Below are 17861 nucleotides of genomic sequence, written 5' to 3'. Positions count from 1 at the left end.
CATCTCGTCATGCGCCCCTCAGCCGTAAAGGCTCCAGAAAAACCGCGCCGATACAAACAGCAGAAACACCGCAAAGCCCATTTCCAGCTGCCGCTTGTTCAGCCGGTGCGCCAGCTGTGCGCCATAGGGCGTGACCAGCATGGCGATCGGGAAGATCACTGCAAAGGCGATCCAGTTGACGAAGCCGGTGGAAAACGGCGGCAGGCCCGCCTCGCCCCAGCCGGCATAGATGAAGCCGAAAAAGGCCGGGATCGAGATCAGCACGCCGACGCCCGAGGACGTCGCGACCGCCTGGTGGATCGGCCGGCCGTAGAGCGTCATGAAGGTGTTGTTGAACACCCCGCCGCCGACCCCCATCAGGCCTGAAAACAGCCCGATCGCGGAGCCCACGAGAAACCGCGCCGGCTGGCCCGGCAGTTCGGTGCCCAGATGCATCCGGTTGGACAGAAACAGCATGCGCGCCGCCAGCACCAGACCCATGACCGCGAAGAACAGCCGCAAGCCCTCGCTCGACACATAGGCGGCAACGACGGTGGCGAGCAGCGCGCCCAAGGGCACCGCGATCATCCAGCCCTTCAAGAGCTCCATGTTGACGGCCCCGCGCTTCCGATGCGCCTGAAACGACCGGATCGAGGTCGGCACGATCAGCGCCGTCGAGGTGCCGACGGCGAGATGCATGATCACCTCCTCCGGGATCCCGGCATAACCGAAGACCTGGTAGAAGACCGGCACCAGCACCGCACCCCCGCCGATCCCGAAGACGCCGGCCAAGAGCCCCGCCACGGCGCCCGCGGCAGCCAGCATCACGGCAAACAAGAGTATATCGGCAATCGGCGGCATGGGGCACTCCGGAAAAGATCGACCGCCCGGCCGGACGGTCATGAAGGGCAGATGAGAGGCAAGACAGGGCACACCGACCATCCGGCCGCTGCACAAGAACCTGCCCTGCCTCTAGGCCTCCGCCACCCCGCCCGCAAGCCCAGCCTTACCCGTCTCGGTACGCCCCTCGCGACCGGATCCATCCGCGCAACCACCATCTTGCGCCAAAAGCACAGTCAAGATTTAGGAAATTCCCGAATTAGCGCAGCAAGCAAAAACCCGCCTCAGCGGCAGTTGCGCTTGTCGAGATAGAGCGAACAATCCTTGGCCCCCGGCGCGGATTGCGCCGCGACCCGCCGGCTCCCGACCGGAACCGGATCCTCCATGCCGGAATTGCCGCTATCGACCGAAAGCGGCAGGATCCCGCCCTCCTCCGGCATCTGCTCGGCAACCTGCGTCTCCGCCACTGGAGCCCCGCTCGGGCCCGTTACGATCTGCGTCGGCTCGTCGAAGCCGATCCCGTCCACCACCGGCTGGCTGGTATTGCCCTCGGCAATCGCCATCGCCCCGCCCTCGGTCACCATATGCGGCTGCACTCCGACAGGGCTTGCCATCTCCGCCGAACCGAGATCCGACACCTGAGGGGCCGCCCCAATCCCGAGCTCGCCATCGATGTTCACGCCGCCATCCGGAATGACCATCGCGCTCATCGCCTGTCCCTGGCCCCCATCGACCATCTCAGGCTCAGCCGCCGCCATCATGGGCGCCGCCTGCATCCCGTCGCTCTCGGCCATGTTGGGTGTATCGAGATAATCCAGCCCCTGGCTCCCGCCATTCTGCGCCCCCGCCGCCGGCGCATAGGCCGCAGCCTCCGCGCGGGGGTCACCGACCCGCCCCACGATGACGCGTCCGTCGCGGGCGCGATCCACCTTGCCGATCAACTGGTCGCCAGCCTTCGGCCCGCCGATATCGGCAAAGGGCACCCGGTCGCTGCCGGAGCAGCCGGCAACGAGAAAGCTTGCGAAAACAGCAACCGTGAGCCGGCTGCCAAGGGACGAAAACACAAAACTCATTTCACCCTCGATGGCCCCATATGGGACAACTTCCAGCAGCTTAAGGTCTCCCGGCTTAATGCGCCATGAACGGAATTCGCCAGGAATTCGCCGCAAAAAATAAGGGCCGGCGGATCACTCCACCGGCCCTTTCGTTCGTCTGTGCCGACGATGCGTGGCGACAATCAAGCCGCCCGGCGATGGCCCATGGCCTGCTGGGCATTGACCTTGAGGCGCGAGAGCAGCTGGCGCAGATTGTAGCTCTCCTCCGCCAGCGACTGGCCGGCCGCCGAGGTTTCCTCGACCATAGCAGCATTCTGCTGGGTCATCTGGTCCATGTGGTTGACCGAGGTGTTGATCTCGGCCAGCCCCGTTGCCTGTTCCTTGGCAGCCGTCGCGATCGTGTTGACGCTCTCGTTGACACGGTTGACCAGCGCCTCGATCTCGACAAGCGCCTCGCCGGTCGAACGCACCAGGCCCACGCCCGTGTCGACTTCGGCCGCCGACGCGCTGATCAGCACCTTGATCTCCTTCGCCGCATTGGCCGAGCGCTGTGCGAGTTCACGCACTTCCTGCGCCACGACCGCAAAACCGCGACCGGCTTCGCCGGCACGCGCCGCCTCGACGCCGGCATTCAGCGCCAGCAGGTTGGTCTGGAAGGCGATCTCGTCGATCACGGAGATGATCTGGCTGATCTTCTGCGACGAACCCTCGATCCGGCCCATGGCATCGACAGCATTGCGCACGATCTGACCAGAACGATTGGCGCTGGTCTTCGTCTCGGCCACCATCTGGCGCGCCTCATTGGCGCGTTCGGCCGCCGTGCGAACGGTGGCGGTAATCTCGTCAAGCGCCGCTGCGGTCTCTTCAAGGGCTGCCGCCTGCTGCTCGGTGCGCTTCGACAGGTTGTTGGTCGCCTCGCTGATATTGCCGGCAGAAGACGTCACGATCTCGCTCGTCTGGTTGATCGCGGCAATAACGCCGCCGAGCGATTCCACCGCACGGTTGAAGTCGTCGCGCAGCTTTTCGTATTCCGAGCCGATGACGCCGATCTGCACGGTGAGGTCACCCTCGGCCAGCTGCTCCAGTGCCGAACCCAGCGCGTTGATCGCATGGTTCTGCCGTTCGGAGGCCGTGCGCAGGTTGATCTCGTTGCGCTCGCGCTCGCCGTTCAGGCTCGCCTGCTGCTGCACCTCGCGGTCCCGAAGCTCGATACGCTCGCGAACGCTGTTGCGCAACACCTGCAGCGTCTTCGCCATGCCGCCGATCTCGTCCTTGCGATTGGTATCGGCCACTTCGACATCGACCTTTTCCTCGGCGATGTCCTGCATGGCGCCCTTGAGACGATTGATCGGGTTCACGACGCTGCGCACCACGAGATAGGCGAAGAAGACGAGGCCGATCGTGGCAAAGCCGATCAGCACGCCATAGCGGATCGCCGTACCGCGGAACAGCACCGCCAGATCGTCCGAATAGACGCCGGTGCCGACAACCCAGCCCCAGGCGTCAAAGCCGATGACATGCGACAGCTTTTCGACCGGCTCCTCGAAGCCCGGCTTCGGCCAGTAGTAGTCGACGAAGCCTTCCTTGCCGGCCTTAACCGTATTGACGAATTCCACGAACAGGAACTTGCCGTTCGGGTCCTTATTCTGGCTCAGGTCTTTGCCGTTCAGCTCGGGCTTGATCGGATGCATGACCATGGCGGGCTGCATGTCATTGATCCACATGTAGCCATCGGGCTGATAGCGCATCGCGCCGATCACATCCTTGGCCCGCTCCTGCGCCTCCTCGCGCGTCAGCGTGCCCTCTTGCTCCATTTTGTGATACTTGTTGAGGATCGCGACAGCGTTGTCATTGATCTGCGCCAGACCCATGCGGCGCTCATGCACCAGCGTGTCGTAGGACTGAAACAGGCTGTAAGTCAGCGCACCAACAAGGACTGCCAGAGCCAGTGCGACCAGTGCATAGAGGCGCACCGACAGAGACATGATTTTCATTCTTCCACCCCCAGAAAATTCCATAATGTCTAAAGTTTGATATTTATCAGTTCTAATTTCCGTAAATGCGCGCCTACTAAAAGTGAGGGGCACTTTTTCGCCCGTGAAATCTAGTAGTGGCGCCTGCCGCGCACGCCCCGTTTTCTGGGCGCGCAACAGAAAAAGAGAATCGAAAAGACATGATCGACGCGACAGCGAAACCCACGGGCGAACTGACACTGCGCACGCTGGCCATGCCGGCTGATGCCAATGCCGCCGGCGATATCTTCGGCGGCTGGGTGATGGCCCAGATGGACCTCGCCTGCGGTATCCGGGCGGCTGAACGCGCCCGCGGCCGCGTCGTCACCGCCGCCGTCCAGGAAATGGCCTTTGCCATGCCGGTGAAGATCGGCGACACCCTCTGCGTCTATACAGAGATATCCCGCGTCGGGCGTACATCGATGACGCTCAAGGTGGAAACCTGGGCCCAGCGTTATCTCACCCACATCATGGAAAAGGTCACGGAAGCCACCTTCGTCATGGTCGCGCTGGATGTGGACGGCAAGCCGACACCCGTGCCAGCCGCCTGACGAGGATCACCCGGCCGCCATCTGCTGGAACAGCGCCTCGCAGGCTGCATCCGTCGGAAAGAACATCTCGATCTTGATGTCCGCCAGCGCAATGTCCTCGGCAGTGCCAAACTGCGTCATCGTCGAAAACATCGGATAGACCTGTCCGCCGAGCCGAAAGCGCACGGTGAGGACAGGCGGCAAATCACCGCCCTTGGTCGACTCGCCATGTTGCGGCTCCGGCCCGAAGGCGAGCCCGGCTGCTGCCCGCTCCAGCACCGGATCGCCGCCGAGATGGGCGCTCTCCAGCCGAAACCGTGCGGCCAGATGATGCGCCACCTCAGCCCAGTTCTCGACCAGGTCAGGACCTCGCCCGGGCGCAAGCAAAAAATCGATAAAGCTGTCGTCGGCATCCAGCCCGAAGCCGGCCAGCATGGCGCGCCCGCTGGCATTGGCATCGAGCACCCTCCAGTGTCGGTTGAAGACAAAGGCGGGATAGGGCGAATGCCCCTCAATCATATGGGTGATCGCCTTGCGGATCGGCTCCATGGCAGCGCTATCCAGCGGACGGCTGGCATAGGCGGCTCGAAACCCCGCTGCATCCAGCATCAGGTTCCGATCGGCCCTTGGCACTTCCAGCGCATCTCCCAGCAGCAGCACCATGCGTCGGCTCGGCTTCGCCCGCCCGGTTTCGAGAAAGGCGATATGGCGGGCAGAGACCTCCGCTGCGAGTGCCAGCTGCAACTGGCTCATGCGCCGCTTGCCACGCCAGGTTCGGAGCTGGCCGCCGAATTCCAATGCCATGACATTCCTCTTTCGAAGCTAGGTCTCCAGACTATCTGCCACGCGCAGCCAATGCCGTCACTTACCTCAGCGGTAATTGCGGCAGTCTCTTCCGCTCCGCATGGTCGGTCCATCGCAACCAAGAAGGAAGACCGCAGATGTCCCCCGAATTCACATCCACCTGGCTGAAACTGAACAGCCTCTTCGTCGTGCTCCTCGGCCTGCTCGTGGCCTTGGGCGCCCATCCGGCCACCGCCCTGCCCGCGACCTGGCTCACCGATATCGTCTTCTGGCCGTTTGATGGCCAACAGACGCTCGACCATCAGGCCGCCCGTGCGCTTGCTGCCATTGGCGGCGGCGTCATGGTCGGCTGGGGCGTGATGATGTGGCTCGTCGTCGACCGGCTGCTCCCGGTCGATCCCAGGCTCGCGCGGCTGTTGCTGATCGAAGCGACACTCGCCTGGTTCCTCGTCGACAGCACCGGCTCCTTCGTCGCCGGCGCCACGGTCAACGTGTTGCTCAACACGGTGCTGATGCTCGCCATAGTCCTGCCCGCCTGGCGGCTAGAGACCGGACCGGTGGCTGCACACCGTTGAGGAAAGCGGAAACTGTCATATGGAAGGGCGCGGCTGGCACAGCCGCGCCTTCTCGTTACCCGCGGAAAACGAAGGCCGCCCCCGCGGCGATCAGCGCAAAACCGATGGCATGATTGATCGTCAGGCTCTCCTTGAGGAAGAAGACCGAGAAGCCGGAAAACACGATCAGAGTAATCACTTCCTGCATCGTCTTCAGCTGCGCGGCGGAATAGACCTCGGCGCCGATCCGATTGGCCGGCACCGCCAGGCAGTATTCGAAGAAGGCGATGCCCCAGCTCGCAAGGATGGCGATCCAGAGCGCGGACGTCTTGTATTTCAGATGCCCATACCAGGCGAAGGTCATGAAAACATTGGAGAGGGACAGAAGCAGGATGGGCCAAAGAGCGGCGGGGGAAAAGCTCGGCATGGAAAACTCGTGCGTGGGAGGATAATGACGCGACCCCGAGTCGCGGCGTATATCTGACCATAACAATATGGAACGAGGATGGTGCAGGCGGCAGACAATCCTCTCCGTCATATTTTACAACCTGAGGAAACCAGACCCCGCCCACAAGCAGATAGACTGCCCGCAAAGCGCGAGGGGATCTCTGTCGCCAGGTCGCCAAAAAGTTGCCGATGATTTCTCGTTAAATTGCGCAAAGTTGCCGTAACATCCCGTTAAGTCGCTCTTGTTATTGAGTATTTATTGCGATCGGTATGGGCTTTGTTTTATGTGGTTGAGTGAGAGCCGAAGCGGCAAGACAATGCCGGCAGTGCTGCAAGCCCAGGTGGCGGACATCGCAGACGGCTATCGTTCGACCCTCGTTCTGAACATCATCACGCTCTGCGTCTGCATCTATATCCTCCACCTACATGACGAAACGACCTGGGCGACCCTCGCCTGGTTCGGTAGCGCAATCATCGTGATCGCGGCGCGAGCCTATGCCATGCAGGCGCTCACCCGGCGCGGCGCGCTGATGTCAGCGCCGAAGGGAAGCCTCACCATTCTCTCGATCGGCGCCCTCGCCCTCGGCCTGGTCTGGGCCGCCCTTCCCTGGGCCGTGGCCGATTTCGAGCCGCTCGGACGACATGCACCACTCTTCCTGATGATGGGCGGCATGGCCGCCGGCTCGGTCATCAAGCAGATCGGTTACACGCCACTGGCGCTCAACTACTCGATCCCGATCCTCATCTCCCTGATGATCAATCTCATTGGCATGTGGCAGCTGAACGAGGTCTTGGTCGGCCTTTGCCTCTCGCTGATGATCTTCGTCTTCATCCGCCGCAGCATCTGGGCGGAAAACATGTTCGTCAGCAGCCAGGTGGCGCGCCATCAGGCGACTGCGCTGGCCGACAGCCTGACCCGCGCCAACAGCGATATCCTGCGCCAGAATTCCCGCCTCGAGGCACTCGCCAATCGGGACACGCTGACCGGCCTCGCCAACCGCATGTTCTTTCACGGACGACTGGCCGGTGACATCGCACGCGCCACGGTCGTGAAGGAGCAGGTGGCGCTGCTGATCTTCGATGTGGAGCGCTTCCAGTCGATCAACGACACGCTCGGCCACAGCGCAGGCGACGCCCTGTTGCGCGAGATTGCAGCCCGCCTCTCCTCCATCGTCGAGGACGGCAGCCTGATCGCCCGCCTCGGCGGCGACGAATTCGCCGTCGTGGTCAGCGGTCCAGAAGCCCTGGAGCGCGCCCGCGCCCATGCCGCCACCGTGCTCGAGGCAAGCCGTCACCCGATCCACTGGCACCAGCGCCAGGCCGTCGTCGGCCTCAGCGTCGGCCTTGCCGCCTATCCCGATCATGCCGGCGATGCCGAGGAACTGCTCGCCTGCGCCGACATGGCCCTCTATGACGCCAAGCGTGGCGACCGTCGCCAGCTGCGCGAATTCGATCCCGATCTACGCCGCAATGCCGAGCGCAAGCGGATCATCGAGCAGGATCTTGAGCGGGCGATCGACACCGGCAGCCTCGGCGCCTGGTTCCAGCCGCAGGTGGATCTGATGAGCCGGCGCATCACCGGCTTCGAAGCTCTGGTCCGCTGGCAGCATCCGCAGCTCGGCTTCGTCTCACCGCCGGAGATCGTCAATGCCGCCCGCACCGTGCATCTGTCCGAACAGCTGACGGCCCGCATTGCAGGAGACGCATGCCTGCTTGCCCGCCGCCTGCCGGCACTCGGCCTCAAGGATGTCACCGTCGCGCTCAACGTCTCCCCGCGCGAATTCGCGCTTTATTCCGTCGCCTCGATGCTGCACCGCGTGACCGCCGCACACGACGTCGACCCCTCGACCCTGGAAGTCGAAATCACCGAAGAGGCGATCCTCGATCCGGCGCTTGCCGACGAACAGCTGAAGCAGCTGGAACAGGCCGGCTACAAGCTCGCCGTCGACGACTTCGGCATGGGCCACTCATCGCTCGCCTATCTCATCGGCCTCAAGGTCGACCGCCTGAAGATCGACCGCAGCTTCGTCAAGGACGTCGCCCGCAGCGAGACCAACCAGAAGCTCATCTCCGCCATGGTCAGCCTCGGCCAGTCCCTGTCCCTGCAGATCGTCGTCGAAGGCGTCGAGACCCCCGAAGACGCCGCCATCCTCGCCCGCCTCGGCTGCGGCACCGCCCAGGGCTACCTCTTCGCCCGCCCCATGCCCCCAAGAGCCTTGGACACCTGGATCGCCGAGCACCAGCCGAGCGCGGACCTGAAGCGCAAGGCAAAAGCCAAGCATCTGTCGGTGGCGTAAGTTAAACGCTCAACCGGCAGCCCAGGCAGCGGGTCTAGATCTTCCGCACCGCATCCATGGCCTGCAACACACTCCGCAGCCTGGCCGCAAAAGGTCGGACGTCCCGCTCGACATCGAGAGTGTGCGCTGGCGTGTCGCCATCCCAGCCAAAGCGTGGCAGCGGAAGCAGCGCGAATGCGTCCGCGCCCCTGATTGCCACTTGCGGCAGGTCGTCCAGCTTCAGCGTCAACAGGGTGTCGATCGCACCGACCATGCCGTTCAACCGCATGTCGGCCGTTACAAGATCCGTTGAGACAAAGTCATAGGCCCAACGCCCCAGACGCGTTGCATTCGGCATTGGCATCAGCCTGTCCGGCAAGACTGTACCCCGCCAGAGCGAACGTTCCTGCGGCGGTCGGCGCAAGGCAGAGAAGTCGCCTGGAAACGCATTGGAAACCCGTGTCCAGACAATGAGGCCTCGAAATGTTGTCTCTGGGCTTTCAGCCGGCGAATGTCGCAGAACCGCCTGCGTTACCGAGAACGGAACGCCGTGTAGAGAGCCTTCGATATGAAAATCGCAATCGATCTCGTCACGCGGAACGAAATAATGACCCGGCATGCGCTCGATCTGTCGCGCCGGTTTCCTGGTGACGATCGACCATTGGTCGAGACCAGGCAGAAGCAGGGGCAGGATCGCGATGTAGAAATCCGTCTGGAACCGACGCTGCTTGGCCGCGATCACCATGAAGAGCGGGACCAGCGCGAGCAATGCCAGGAAAAGCGTCGCGTGGGCGATTTGCGGATCGGACCGGAGATAGCTCAGCCAGAGCCCGGCGCCGCAGGCCGACGCAATGACGCCCAGACCGCAAATCTTGATCATTCGCTCCTGGCGCAGCAGGCTCTCACGCCGCGTGCTCTGGGCAAGAACGACCGCGTCGACCGCGGACCAGTCCGGTTCCGTCGACATCGACTGCTGTGCGGGCGAATGAGCAGTACGGATACGACGTCTCCCATCGGCTGCAGCACCACTATGCGCAACCCTGCCCTTCTTCGCAACACATCCCTGTCCCGATCTAACACCCCCGACCCTCCTGCCACCACGCTGGCAACAACTCCGCCTCCCTGTTGCGTTTTCGTTCTGATTATCCCGCCCCGCCCCTTTCCTTTGCCGCCGCCCTTCTCCATATTCCGGCCATGGCCAAATCTCCCAAATCTTCCGCCCCCTCGAATGGTTTCGAGGAAGCCCCGCAAGCCTCGTTCGAAGGCGCGCCCCTGTCGGGTTCCGTGTCCGATTGGGTGAAGCAATTGGAGGCCGAGGCGGAAGCTTCCACGGTCGAAAGCCAGCGCGAACTCGCGTCGAAAGCGGGCAAACACCGCAAGAAGATCGAGATCGAGGCCCGCCGCCACGCCGAAAAAGTGGCGCTCGAAAAGGCGACCACCAAACCCACGGCGAAAAACACCACCTCCACCAAGACCTCCCGCGGCGTCTCGATCGGCGCATCCTCGGATCCGAAGACCCGCGCCGCCGCCGGCCTCAATCCGATCGCCGGCATGGACGTCTCGCTGGAAGAGGCCGAATCCCTCGCCCCCGGCGCTGTCACCGCAACCGTCGAGGCGCTCTCCGCCCTGATCGAAAGCGGCAACCCGCTGTTCAAGAACGGCGAACTCTGGATGCCGCACCGCCCGGCCCGCCCGGCGAAATCCGAAGGCGGCGTGCCGATCCGCATGGCCTCCGACTTCGAGCCCGCTGGCGACCAGCCGACCGCCATCAAGGACCTCGTCGAGGGCCTCTCGAACAATGACCGCACCCAGGTCCTGCTCGGCGTCACCGGTTCCGGCAAGACCTTCACCATGGCCAAGGTGATCGAGGCGACCCAGCGCCCGGCCGTCATCCTCGCGCCGAACAAGACGCTCGCCGCCCAGCTCTATTCCGAGTTCAAGAACTTCTTCCCCGACAACGCGGTCGAATATTTCGTTTCCTATTACGACTACTACCAGCCGGAAGCCTATGTGCCGCGCTCGGATACCTTCATCGAGAAGGAATCCTCGATCAACGAGCAGATCGACCGCATGCGCCACGCCGCCACCCGCGCCATCCTCGAGCGCGACGACTGCATCATCGTCGCCTCCGTCTCCTGCATCTATGGTATCGGCTCGGTCGAAACCTACACCGCCATGACCTTCCAGATGTCGGTCGGCGACCGCATCGACCAGCGCCAGCTCTTGGCCGACCTCGTCGCCCAGCAATACAAGCGCCAGGACATCAACTTCGTCCGCGGCTCCTTCCGGGTCCGCGGCGACACGATCGAACTCTTCCCCGCCCACCTGGAAGATGCCGCCTGGCGCATCACCCTCTTCGGCGACGAGATCGAGAGCATCACCGAATTCGACCCGCTCACCGGCAAGAAGACCGGCGACATGAAGACGGTCAAGATCTACGCCAACAGCCACTATGTCACGCCTAGGCCCGCCCTCAACGGCGCGATCAAATCGATCAAGGACGAGCTGAAGATCCGCCTCGCCGAGCTCGAAAAGGGCGGCCGCCTGCTCGAAGCCCAGCGGCTGGAACAGCGCACCCGCTACGACATCGAAATGCTCGAGGCCACCGGCTCCTGCGCAGGCATCGAGAACTATTCGCGTTACCTCACCGGCCGCAAGCCCGGCGAGCCGCCACCGACGCTCTTCGAATACATCCCCGACAACGCCCTGCTCTTCATCGACGAGAGCCACGTCTCCGTCTCCCAGATCGGCGGCATGTACCGCGGCGACTTCCGCCGCAAGGCGACGCTGGCCGAATACGGTTTCCGCCTGCCCTCCTGCATGGACAATCGCCCGCTGCGCTTCGAGGAATGGGACGCCATGCGCCCCCAGACCGTCGCTGTCTCCGCCACCCCCGGCAGCTGGGAAATGGAAGAAGCCGGCGGCGTCTTCGCCGAACAGGTCATCCGACCCACAGGCCTCATCGACCCGCCGGTCGAAATCCGCCCGGCCAAATCCCAGGTCGACGACGTGCTTGGCGAAATCCGCGAAACGGCGCTCAAGGGCTACCGCACCCTCGTCACCGTGCTCACCAAGCGCATGGCCGAGGACCTCACCGAATACCTGCATGAACAGGGCGTGCGCGTCCGCTACATGCACTCGGACATCGACACGCTGGAGCGCATCGAGATCATCCGCGACCTGCGTCTCGGCGCCTTCGACGTGCTCGTCGGCATCAACCTTTTGCGCGAAGGCCTCGACATCCCCGAATGCGGCTTCGTCGCCATCCTCGATGCCGACAAGGAAGGCTTCCTCCGCTCGGAAACCTCGCTTGTCCAGACCATCGGCCGCGCCGCGCGAAACGTCGACGGCAAGGTCATCCTCTATGCCGACCAGATCACCGGCTCGATGCAGCGCGCCATGGATGAGACGTCCCGCCGCCGCGAAAAGCAGGTCGCCTACAACACCGAACACGGCATCACGCCTGAGTCCGTCAAAGCCCGCATCTCCGACATCCTCGACAGCGTCTACGAACGCGACCACGTCCGCGCCGATATCTCTGGCGTGTCCGGCAAGGGCTTCGCCGATGGCGGCCACCTCGTCGGCAACAACCTCCAGGCTCATCTCAACGCGCTCGAAAAAGACATGCGCAACGCCGCCGCCGACCTCGACTTCGAAAAGGCCGCGCGCCTCCGCGACGAAATCAAACGCCTCAAGGCCGTCGAACTCGCCGCCATGGACGACCCGATTGCGAAGCAGGAATCCAAGTCGCAGGAAACGTCGAAGGGCCGCAGCGCCCCCCTTCTCCCCGCTGGCGGGGAGAAGGTGCCCGGCAGGGCGGATGAGGGGCAGCCCCGCATCTCCACGTCAGGCCGCAACAAGTCGGGCTCCCCGGAAGGCAAGGGCAGCTATTTCTCCAAACCCCATATCGACGACATGGGCCCCGGCACCGACGGCGCCGTCCCCCTGCCGAAATCCGGCCCGGAAAGCTCCTATTTCCGCAAGAACACCCTCGACGAAATGACCGTCGGCCGCACCGAAAAACCGGTGACCGGCAAGCTTCCGGACAAGCCGGAGGCTCCTCCTTCTCCCCGTTCACGGGGAGAAGGTGCCCGCAGGGCGGATGAGGGGCAACCCGACGACCCCCGCCCCATCATCCGCGCCCGCTCCGGCGCCGGCTCCTACGAGGATCCGGGTGATGGCAAGCGCAAGGCAAGGACGAAGGGCAAGACGGGGCGCCCGGGGCGGTGATAAACTAGATGTAAAGTAGAATCAGGATACCGGTCGCTTCAGGCAGGCGCGAAATGAATATTGCACACAACGCTTTCGAGATGGAAATCAAGATCTTAGCCGCATCGTGGCTGGCGAAGCGTTATGGCTCCTCAGGCGCAGGCGTACTGATAAATGAGTACGCCGCCAACAACTGGAAGGCGCGGGCGGACTTGGTGTACGTGAGCGACAATCAGGTGATCTCTGTCGAGATTAAAAGCAGCCGCGATAAGATTCAACGCTTAGAGGGACAGATCAAAAACCTGAAGTTAGTAAGCAATCGGGTCGATGTGATCGTCAGTGAGAATCATGCAGAGAAGGCAAGGGCTATATGCGCGAGGGAGAGCGTCGGTTTGCACATTGTGACCGGCGGAACAGTTAAAACACTCTTGGCGGGAAGAAGTCGATCGATATCACGACGCGCGCTTACCTTTAGCTTGTTTCCAGCATCTCTACTAAAGAAAAGAGACTTTTCTCCATCTGAAGAACACTATCGCAATCTTCTTCGCACGCGATACAAATTATTGAGTGTCAATTTCGATCAAAAAATAGACCCTACCGACATCCGAAACACGAATCCAAATCATGTTCGACAACAAAATTTAAAATTGAAACACCAGAAATACAGGGAGGATCTATCCAATCTAATCTCTGAAATTCAGTCGACCCACTCTTCTTCGAGGTCGTTTTCAGAAATTGATACTCCATAGAGTGATTGCTTCGTCAAATGTATGTTTATTCGACAAGCCGTCGCCTTAGCAGGGGACGTAATTCCATACTGACTCCTAAGTTGAGTAATCTTTATTAACTGGGTGCCCCATACATTCAAAGCGGGATCCCAAAGCGGGCTATTGACTGCGGCATCCGCCATATCACCATAAGCATCGAGGCGACGGTCTCTGAATTCTTCAGGTGACTCCCCCTCTTCCTTTACGCAATCACTGCGGAAGAAGTGCCATTGGGAAGAAGTTGGCAGATCAATACGGGGCCGCGGAACTCCCCCGCCGCCTTGATCCACAGCGCGAGCGCTCCCGCGATCGCTGTATATAAGGCCTCCTACCTGAGAATTTACCTCACTAAAGAAGCTACGCTCGTAAATTTCTTGAGAGGAACTTGAGAACGAAGAGGGGAACGTGGTTGACGATACACAAAGTTCCACTGCCCCCATCTTATTTCGTATATAATTCATGTCAGCTACAGCTGGGATAACGTCTACGAGAATACGATAATCACGTTGCCCATAGTCTACAATAACAGTGAAATCTACTTCTGGGCGTTGAGCAAACAAGTCGATTAGCGGATTAATAGACGCTGTCGCGGTCAAGATGGCGCGGTCAATTCGTACAGCAACCCCTCGACCTAAGTCCGCTGCGCGATCAATTTGGTCTAAAACATTAGGAGCATCAATACTACCTCTGAGCTGTAGCACTGGCACAGCATTTGGGAGGCTTCCTACGAAATGCACCCAGTTCTGAAAGCCAGCCGCAGGATCTCTTAGTGAACTGATTTCGCCGAATGCCTCGCTACCGCTCCCAGGTTCGTATTGGGGATCTAATTCTGCAAACCAACGGCGACCGGGATAGCTGTGGATTACCTTCTCGATGCCCCGCATTAATGGCCCAGCACCAAGCCAAGGCTTGATTAGGAACAAAGGCGCCATTCGATCTTTGGCAACGTCCGGCAGCTCCGAGAGAGCCACAATTTCGGCAGGTCTAATCGAGAGTATAGGAATGTATTGTGCGGTCACTTTAGGCCCAACCTAATTCGCATAGCTTCCTCAGAGACGGCAAACATAGCCGCAAGCGGTGAGACCGCGTCGGCGTTTTTCGCAACCAGCAAATCTTTGCGCGCGGCTTTGACCGCCGCCAGCGGCATCAGAATATCGGACGCTAGCCGGTTTGCCTCTGCCTCCATAGAATCTGACAAAGTAGATCTGTATAGAACATTATCGCTAATACCACTTCCAATACTATCTCTATGAAGCAGGAAGTGCGCAAGCTCATGAGCCGCAGTGAAGCGACGCCTATAAGCGGGCTCATGCTTGTTCACCAGTATTTTATAACTCCCCTCAAATGGAAAGATCATACCAGATATACCAACGTCGAGAGTTGAAACCTTCAATTCTAAATTAAATTCTTTGATCAAATCGCCAATTTTAACTGGGAAATCCTGCTGATAAGCGACGATTGCTGCCTTCGCATCTTCGGCCAAGTTATCCCACTCGCGAGATTGACTGATCATTCACCGTACTCCGACTCTGGATTCGGGAGATCGAGATTGGTAAACCCTCCCTTTTGCATCTCGGCGACCAATGAGTTGACCCTCGCCTCTATCAACTTCCGTAGCTCACCTCGCTCTCCCAACTGATCTGCTGCATGGTTTGCCGCCGATTCAATTGCAGCGGTCCGCAGCATGCTGAAACCAAAAGCTCCTACTACCGCTATGATTATTCCCAACGCAGTAAGCATTATCGATAAAGCAGTCAGCACAATTGTGATTGTTGTAGCAGCGTCAAAGTCCAGATTGAAACCGGATTGATCGTTCACATGAAGCAAACCAGAAAACAAGAACGCACTGAATACGAATCCCCCAAAGAAGCCACCAAGAGCTACTCCAGTCGCGAAGCTTGAATTACCTTTATTCTGGGACATATTCTCAAGTCCATCTGTGAACCTGACACGCGATCGCATCAGGCTTTCCAGCATCACCCTAAATTGAAACGTTAGGCTGCGCAACTTATGCAATTCCGACAGCGCGACGGTGACAATAGTCTCCCTTTTGTGGCCAAGGCTGCATCTTCTGTGAGTGATGGAGACCCGCCCGACTCGCGCTAATTCCGCCGAAAAAGGGGGACGCCCCGCAGCGATTCCCCAACAAAATCAAACTCCGACATGTTTTTTCATCCCCCACCCTTTCCACCCTCGTAGAATCACCCCCGTCCCGCCCTCGGATACACCTGACGATGCGATGTCAGGCGAGGCGGGGTCGGCGCCGGGGTGGCGTGCTCTCGCAGGCACAATTCCCCGGCCCGCTGCAACGGTCTCCCTCCGGACGAAGGGGTGGAAGTGACGGCGGACGGTCGGATGCCCGACGCCTGAAACCCCTGATCGGAAGGACGTGCCTCAGAGGCACACAGACAAGGCGCCAGCGCTGTCGCGAACATCCAGACAGCGGGGCGAAACAAACGGCGGGGATGAGCGCCGGGTCGCAAATGGCCAGACGATCATCCCCCGGGCGAGGGTCCCGGTCGGATTGGTGCACCATCCGGCGGGAACCTCCCGGGCCACCGGCCAGGCTGAAGCGTCATCATGTGACGCCGCAGCCGGACCCGCGCCCGGTCATTCCTCGGTCATCCTCGGGCCTGACCCGAGGACCAAGGACCGTCGCCGCCTTGCCAGAGAGACGCATGCAGCGGGAAAAAACGTCGAACGAGGCGCCGGAAGGAGCCACATAAACACCTTAGACAGGTTGCTTCTGGCGCCTCGTCCGAGACAAGCATGACCCGACCCGGAGGGAGTTGATCCCGACCGGCGGCGAAGCTTGGGCCAATGATTGCCCCTCATCCTGAGGTGCCCGACCTCGTCGGGCCTCGAAGGGCGAGGCCACTAGCGCAGGATGCTTCGAGGCCCGCGCTTCTCGCGGGCACCTCAGCATGAGGGCGTCGCGCCCCCCCAAAAATTCCCTATTTCGCCAATTCCCGAAACACCTCACGACAAGGAGACCGACATGCCAGAACCGACAACCGCCGATGACCCCAAGCCCGAACCGCTGGACCTGCGCCTGCTGCGCGACGTGCTCGACGAACACGCAGTCCCCCTCACCTGCCGGCGGCGCCAATGCCGGCGCAACCGGCATTGCAGCGGGGAGGCGCAGCGCGCGGATCGGCCGCTGGCCTCGGGCGCAGGCCTGCCGCCCTGCGCGGCCAAGGCCAAACCGGAGGCGCACCCGTTGCTTCAGACCATGCTTGGCGAGGTAGAGCCGCATGTCGGCCCCAGCACCGAGCCCCGCCAATGGCCCGAAGACACCAAGGCCGCCGCCCAGCTTCGCCTGGCGCTGGCGATACTCCACCGCATCCACACCCGCCCCGGCCCGCATCCCGAACACGAGCGGACAGCGCTTGCCGACTGGCACGCCACCGATCCCGACCCGCACACCACCGCCCTCTACCGCCTCGCCTGGCATCACAGCAAACCGGAAAAGCCCAACGCCGCCAGCCCGGGCACCGCGGCATGACGGCGCGTTCCCTCTTCTCCCCAGCGGGGAGAAGGTGGTCCGAAGGACCGGATGAGGGGGAGCGAAGCTCACCGACAAAGCACGCTTCGGCAGCTTTCAAGATTGGACTGCAAAAGCTGCGGTCAAGCCGCCCCCTCATCGCCTCGCTGTGCTCGGCACTTCTCCCCGCTGGGGAGAAGAGGGAATGATGCTACTCCGCCGCCTTCGGCAGATCCTCGGCCTCCACCTCAACAGGCAGCGGCTCCATTTCGTAGGAATAGCCCTCGAGCATGGAATAGGCCCGCTCGATCGCACCGATCTGCACCTCCGACGCCTTGATGGCATCGGTGATCGATTGCGCCCGGGCCCGCAGCATCGAGCCGAGCACGTCGGTTTCCGGCCTCCGGCCGAGCCGGTCGAGATGTTTGCGGACCCGCGCCCGGTGGCGCTCCAGCTCGAGAATGTGGAAGCGGCATTTGAGGATGTCGTCGGTAAGCTTGCGCCGCAGCCCCGCGACGGGATCGAACGAGCCTGGCTCGCGCTCGTCGAGGATCATGTCGTTGATCAGCGTCTCCAGCACCATCAACCCCTTGAGATCGGTGGGCTCGGCGAGCTGCGGATCATAGCCGGTGTCGTCGAAGACGCGGCGGCGCACGGGATCCTTCAGCAATTCGTAGCAGGCGGAGATCTTGGCGAAGGCTTCCGTATCGCCGCCGGCATCCGGATGGGCGGTCTTCGCCACCTTGCGATAGGCGGCCTTGATGGCGGCCTCGTCGGCATCGCGGGCCACGCCCAGGAGCTCGTAAGGGTCGATCACTGCGGCACCCGTCTTCGCCATACTCATCCACTCCCGCGCCCAGCCACCCCTCCCCTAAACCCGGATGGCGGCTGCTTCAAGACGGAA

General features: G+C 61.5%; 16 protein-coding genes. 6 read left to right on the top strand and 10 right to left on the bottom strand.

Going from position 1 to position 17861, the window contains the following annotated elements; translation table 11 throughout:
- Positions 1–18: 18 nt before the first annotated feature.
- The 3 genes from AC02Y0_RS07710 to AC02Y0_RS07700 form a co-directional block, all read right to left on the bottom strand.
- Positions 19–840, bottom strand: coding sequence for a sulfite exporter TauE/SafE family protein (locus AC02Y0_RS07710; protein WP_476383360.1), 822 nt, complete (start codon positions 838–840; stop codon positions 19–21).
- 263 nt (positions 841–1103) lie between these two features.
- Complete coding sequence (locus tag AC02Y0_RS07705; RefSeq protein ID WP_476383359.1) at positions 1104–1892, bottom strand: hypothetical protein; 789 nt, start codon at positions 1890–1892, stop codon at positions 1104–1106.
- A 164-nt stretch (positions 1893–2056) separates the two neighbouring features.
- Positions 2057–3868, bottom strand: coding sequence for a methyl-accepting chemotaxis protein (locus AC02Y0_RS07700; protein WP_476383358.1), 1812 nt, complete (start codon positions 3866–3868; stop codon positions 2057–2059).
- Positions 3869–4050: 182 nt separating this feature from the next.
- Between AC02Y0_RS07700 and AC02Y0_RS07695 the strand changes: the two genes are divergently transcribed.
- Positions 4051–4437 carry an acyl-CoA thioesterase gene (locus AC02Y0_RS07695; protein WP_476383988.1) on the top strand — a complete coding sequence of 129 codons (387 nt, stop codon included), beginning with the start codon at positions 4051–4053 and terminating at the stop codon, positions 4435–4437.
- A 6-nt stretch (positions 4438–4443) separates the two neighbouring features.
- Here AC02Y0_RS07695 and AC02Y0_RS07690 read toward each other — a convergent pair whose 3' ends face one another.
- Complete coding sequence (locus tag AC02Y0_RS07690) at positions 4444–5220, bottom strand: MmyB family transcriptional regulator (RefSeq protein ID WP_476383357.1); 777 nt, start codon at positions 5218–5220, stop codon at positions 4444–4446.
- Positions 5221–5357: 137 nt separating this feature from the next.
- Between AC02Y0_RS07690 and AC02Y0_RS07685 the strand changes: the two genes are divergently transcribed.
- Entirely contained in the window at positions 5358–5795 is a 438-nt protein-coding gene (locus tag AC02Y0_RS07685; protein WP_476383356.1) for a hypothetical protein, read from the top strand.
- Between the two features lie 55 nt (positions 5796–5850).
- Here AC02Y0_RS07685 and AC02Y0_RS07680 read toward each other — a convergent pair whose 3' ends face one another.
- Positions 5851–6201, bottom strand: a complete 351-nt coding sequence (locus AC02Y0_RS07680; protein WP_476383355.1) for a DMT family protein — start codon at positions 6199–6201, stop codon at positions 5851–5853.
- A gap of 337 nt (positions 6202–6538) precedes the next feature.
- Between AC02Y0_RS07680 and AC02Y0_RS07675 the strand changes: the two genes are divergently transcribed.
- Positions 6539–8518 (top strand): putative bifunctional diguanylate cyclase/phosphodiesterase, encoded by a 1980-nt coding sequence (locus AC02Y0_RS07675; protein WP_476383354.1) that lies wholly within the window; start codon positions 6539–6541, stop codon positions 8516–8518.
- Positions 8519–8552: 34 nt separating this feature from the next.
- On the opposite strand, the gene AC02Y0_RS07670 is transcribed toward AC02Y0_RS07675, so the two are convergent.
- Positions 8553–9464 (bottom strand): hypothetical protein, encoded by a 912-nt coding sequence (locus AC02Y0_RS07670; protein WP_476383353.1) that lies wholly within the window; start codon positions 9462–9464, stop codon positions 8553–8555.
- 227 nt (positions 9465–9691) lie between these two features.
- On the opposite strand from AC02Y0_RS07670, the gene uvrB reads away from it, so the two are divergent.
- Positions 9692–12727 carry an excinuclease ABC subunit UvrB gene (gene uvrB / locus AC02Y0_RS07665; RefSeq protein ID WP_476383352.1) on the top strand — a complete coding sequence of 1012 codons (3036 nt, stop codon included), beginning with the start codon at positions 9692–9694 and terminating at the stop codon, positions 12725–12727.
- 53 nt (positions 12728–12780) lie between these two features.
- Complete coding sequence (locus AC02Y0_RS07660; RefSeq protein ID WP_476383351.1) at positions 12781–13455, top strand: sce7726 family protein; 675 nt, start codon at positions 12781–12783, stop codon at positions 13453–13455.
- Here AC02Y0_RS07660 and AC02Y0_RS07655 read toward each other — a convergent pair.
- The 3 genes from AC02Y0_RS07655 to AC02Y0_RS07645 are packed head-to-tail and all read right to left on the bottom strand — an operon-like array spanning position 13404 to position 15396.
- Complete coding sequence (locus AC02Y0_RS07655) at positions 13404–14492, bottom strand: beta family protein (RefSeq protein WP_476383350.1); 1089 nt, start codon at positions 14490–14492, stop codon at positions 13404–13406. The genes AC02Y0_RS07660 and AC02Y0_RS07655 overlap by 52 nt on opposite strands.
- A complete protein-coding gene (locus AC02Y0_RS07650; protein WP_476383349.1) occupies positions 14489–14986 on the bottom strand; it encodes an ImmA/IrrE family metallo-endopeptidase in 498 nt (165 codons plus the stop codon). The genes AC02Y0_RS07655 and AC02Y0_RS07650 overlap by 4 nt, the downstream gene beginning before the upstream one ends.
- Entirely contained in the window at positions 14983–15396 is a 414-nt protein-coding gene (locus tag AC02Y0_RS07645; protein WP_476383348.1) for a hypothetical protein, read from the bottom strand. The genes AC02Y0_RS07650 and AC02Y0_RS07645 overlap by 4 nt, the downstream gene beginning before the upstream one ends.
- Before the next feature lie 1075 nt (positions 15397–16471).
- Between AC02Y0_RS07645 and AC02Y0_RS07640 the strand changes: the two genes are divergently transcribed.
- Positions 16472–16978: a hypothetical protein gene (locus AC02Y0_RS07640; protein ID WP_476383347.1), complete on the top strand. Its 507-nt coding sequence runs from the start codon at positions 16472–16474 to the stop codon at positions 16976–16978.
- 190 nt (positions 16979–17168) lie between these two features.
- Here AC02Y0_RS07640 and AC02Y0_RS07635 read toward each other — a convergent pair whose 3' ends face one another.
- Positions 17169–17795 (bottom strand): J domain-containing protein, encoded by a 627-nt coding sequence (locus tag AC02Y0_RS07635; RefSeq protein ID WP_370873153.1) that lies wholly within the window; start codon positions 17793–17795, stop codon positions 17169–17171.
- Positions 17796–17861 lie beyond the last annotated feature (66 nt).

The sequence above is a fragment of the Allorhizobium sp. nf9_anc genome (assembly GCF_056323085.1).
This window is presented reverse-complemented; position numbering and strand designations above follow the sequence as displayed.

Coding starts and splice junctions, on each gene's coding strand:
- AC02Y0_RS07710 (WP_476383360.1), bottom strand. CDS start 840: ATGCCGCCGATTGCCGATATACTCTTGTTTGCCGTGATGCTGGCTGCC.
- AC02Y0_RS07705 (WP_476383359.1), bottom strand. CDS start 1,892: ATGAGTTTTGTGTTTTCGTCCCTTGGCAGCCGGCTCACGGTTGCTGTT.
- AC02Y0_RS07700 (WP_476383358.1), bottom strand. CDS start 3,868: ATGAAAATCATGTCTCTGTCGGTGCGCCTCTATGCACTGGTCGCACTG.
- AC02Y0_RS07690 (WP_476383357.1), bottom strand. CDS start 5,220: ATGGCATTGGAATTCGGCGGCCAGCTCCGAACCTGGCGTGGCAAGCGG.
- AC02Y0_RS07685 (WP_476383356.1), top strand. CDS start 5,358: ATGTCCCCCGAATTCACATCCACCTGGCTGAAACTGAACAGCCTCTTC.
- AC02Y0_RS07680 (WP_476383355.1), bottom strand. CDS start 6,201: ATGCCGAGCTTTTCCCCCGCCGCTCTTTGGCCCATCCTGCTTCTGTCC.
- AC02Y0_RS07675 (WP_476383354.1), top strand. CDS start 6,539: ATGCCGGCAGTGCTGCAAGCCCAGGTGGCGGACATCGCAGACGGCTAT.
- AC02Y0_RS07670 (WP_476383353.1), bottom strand. CDS start 9,464: ATGTCGACGGAACCGGACTGGTCCGCGGTCGACGCGGTCGTTCTTGCC.
- uvrB (WP_476383352.1), top strand. CDS start 9,692: ATGGCCAAATCTCCCAAATCTTCCGCCCCCTCGAATGGTTTCGAGGAA.
- AC02Y0_RS07660 (WP_476383351.1), top strand. CDS start 12,781: ATGAATATTGCACACAACGCTTTCGAGATGGAAATCAAGATCTTAGCC.
- AC02Y0_RS07650 (WP_476383349.1), bottom strand. CDS start 14,986: ATGATCAGTCAATCTCGCGAGTGGGATAACTTGGCCGAAGATGCGAAG.
- AC02Y0_RS07645 (WP_476383348.1), bottom strand. CDS start 15,396: ATGTCCCAGAATAAAGGTAATTCAAGCTTCGCGACTGGAGTAGCTCTT.
- AC02Y0_RS07640 (WP_476383347.1), top strand. CDS start 16,472: ATGCCAGAACCGACAACCGCCGATGACCCCAAGCCCGAACCGCTGGAC.
- AC02Y0_RS07635 (WP_370873153.1), bottom strand. CDS start 17,795: ATGGCGAAGACGGGTGCCGCAGTGATCGACCCTTACGAGCTCCTGGGC.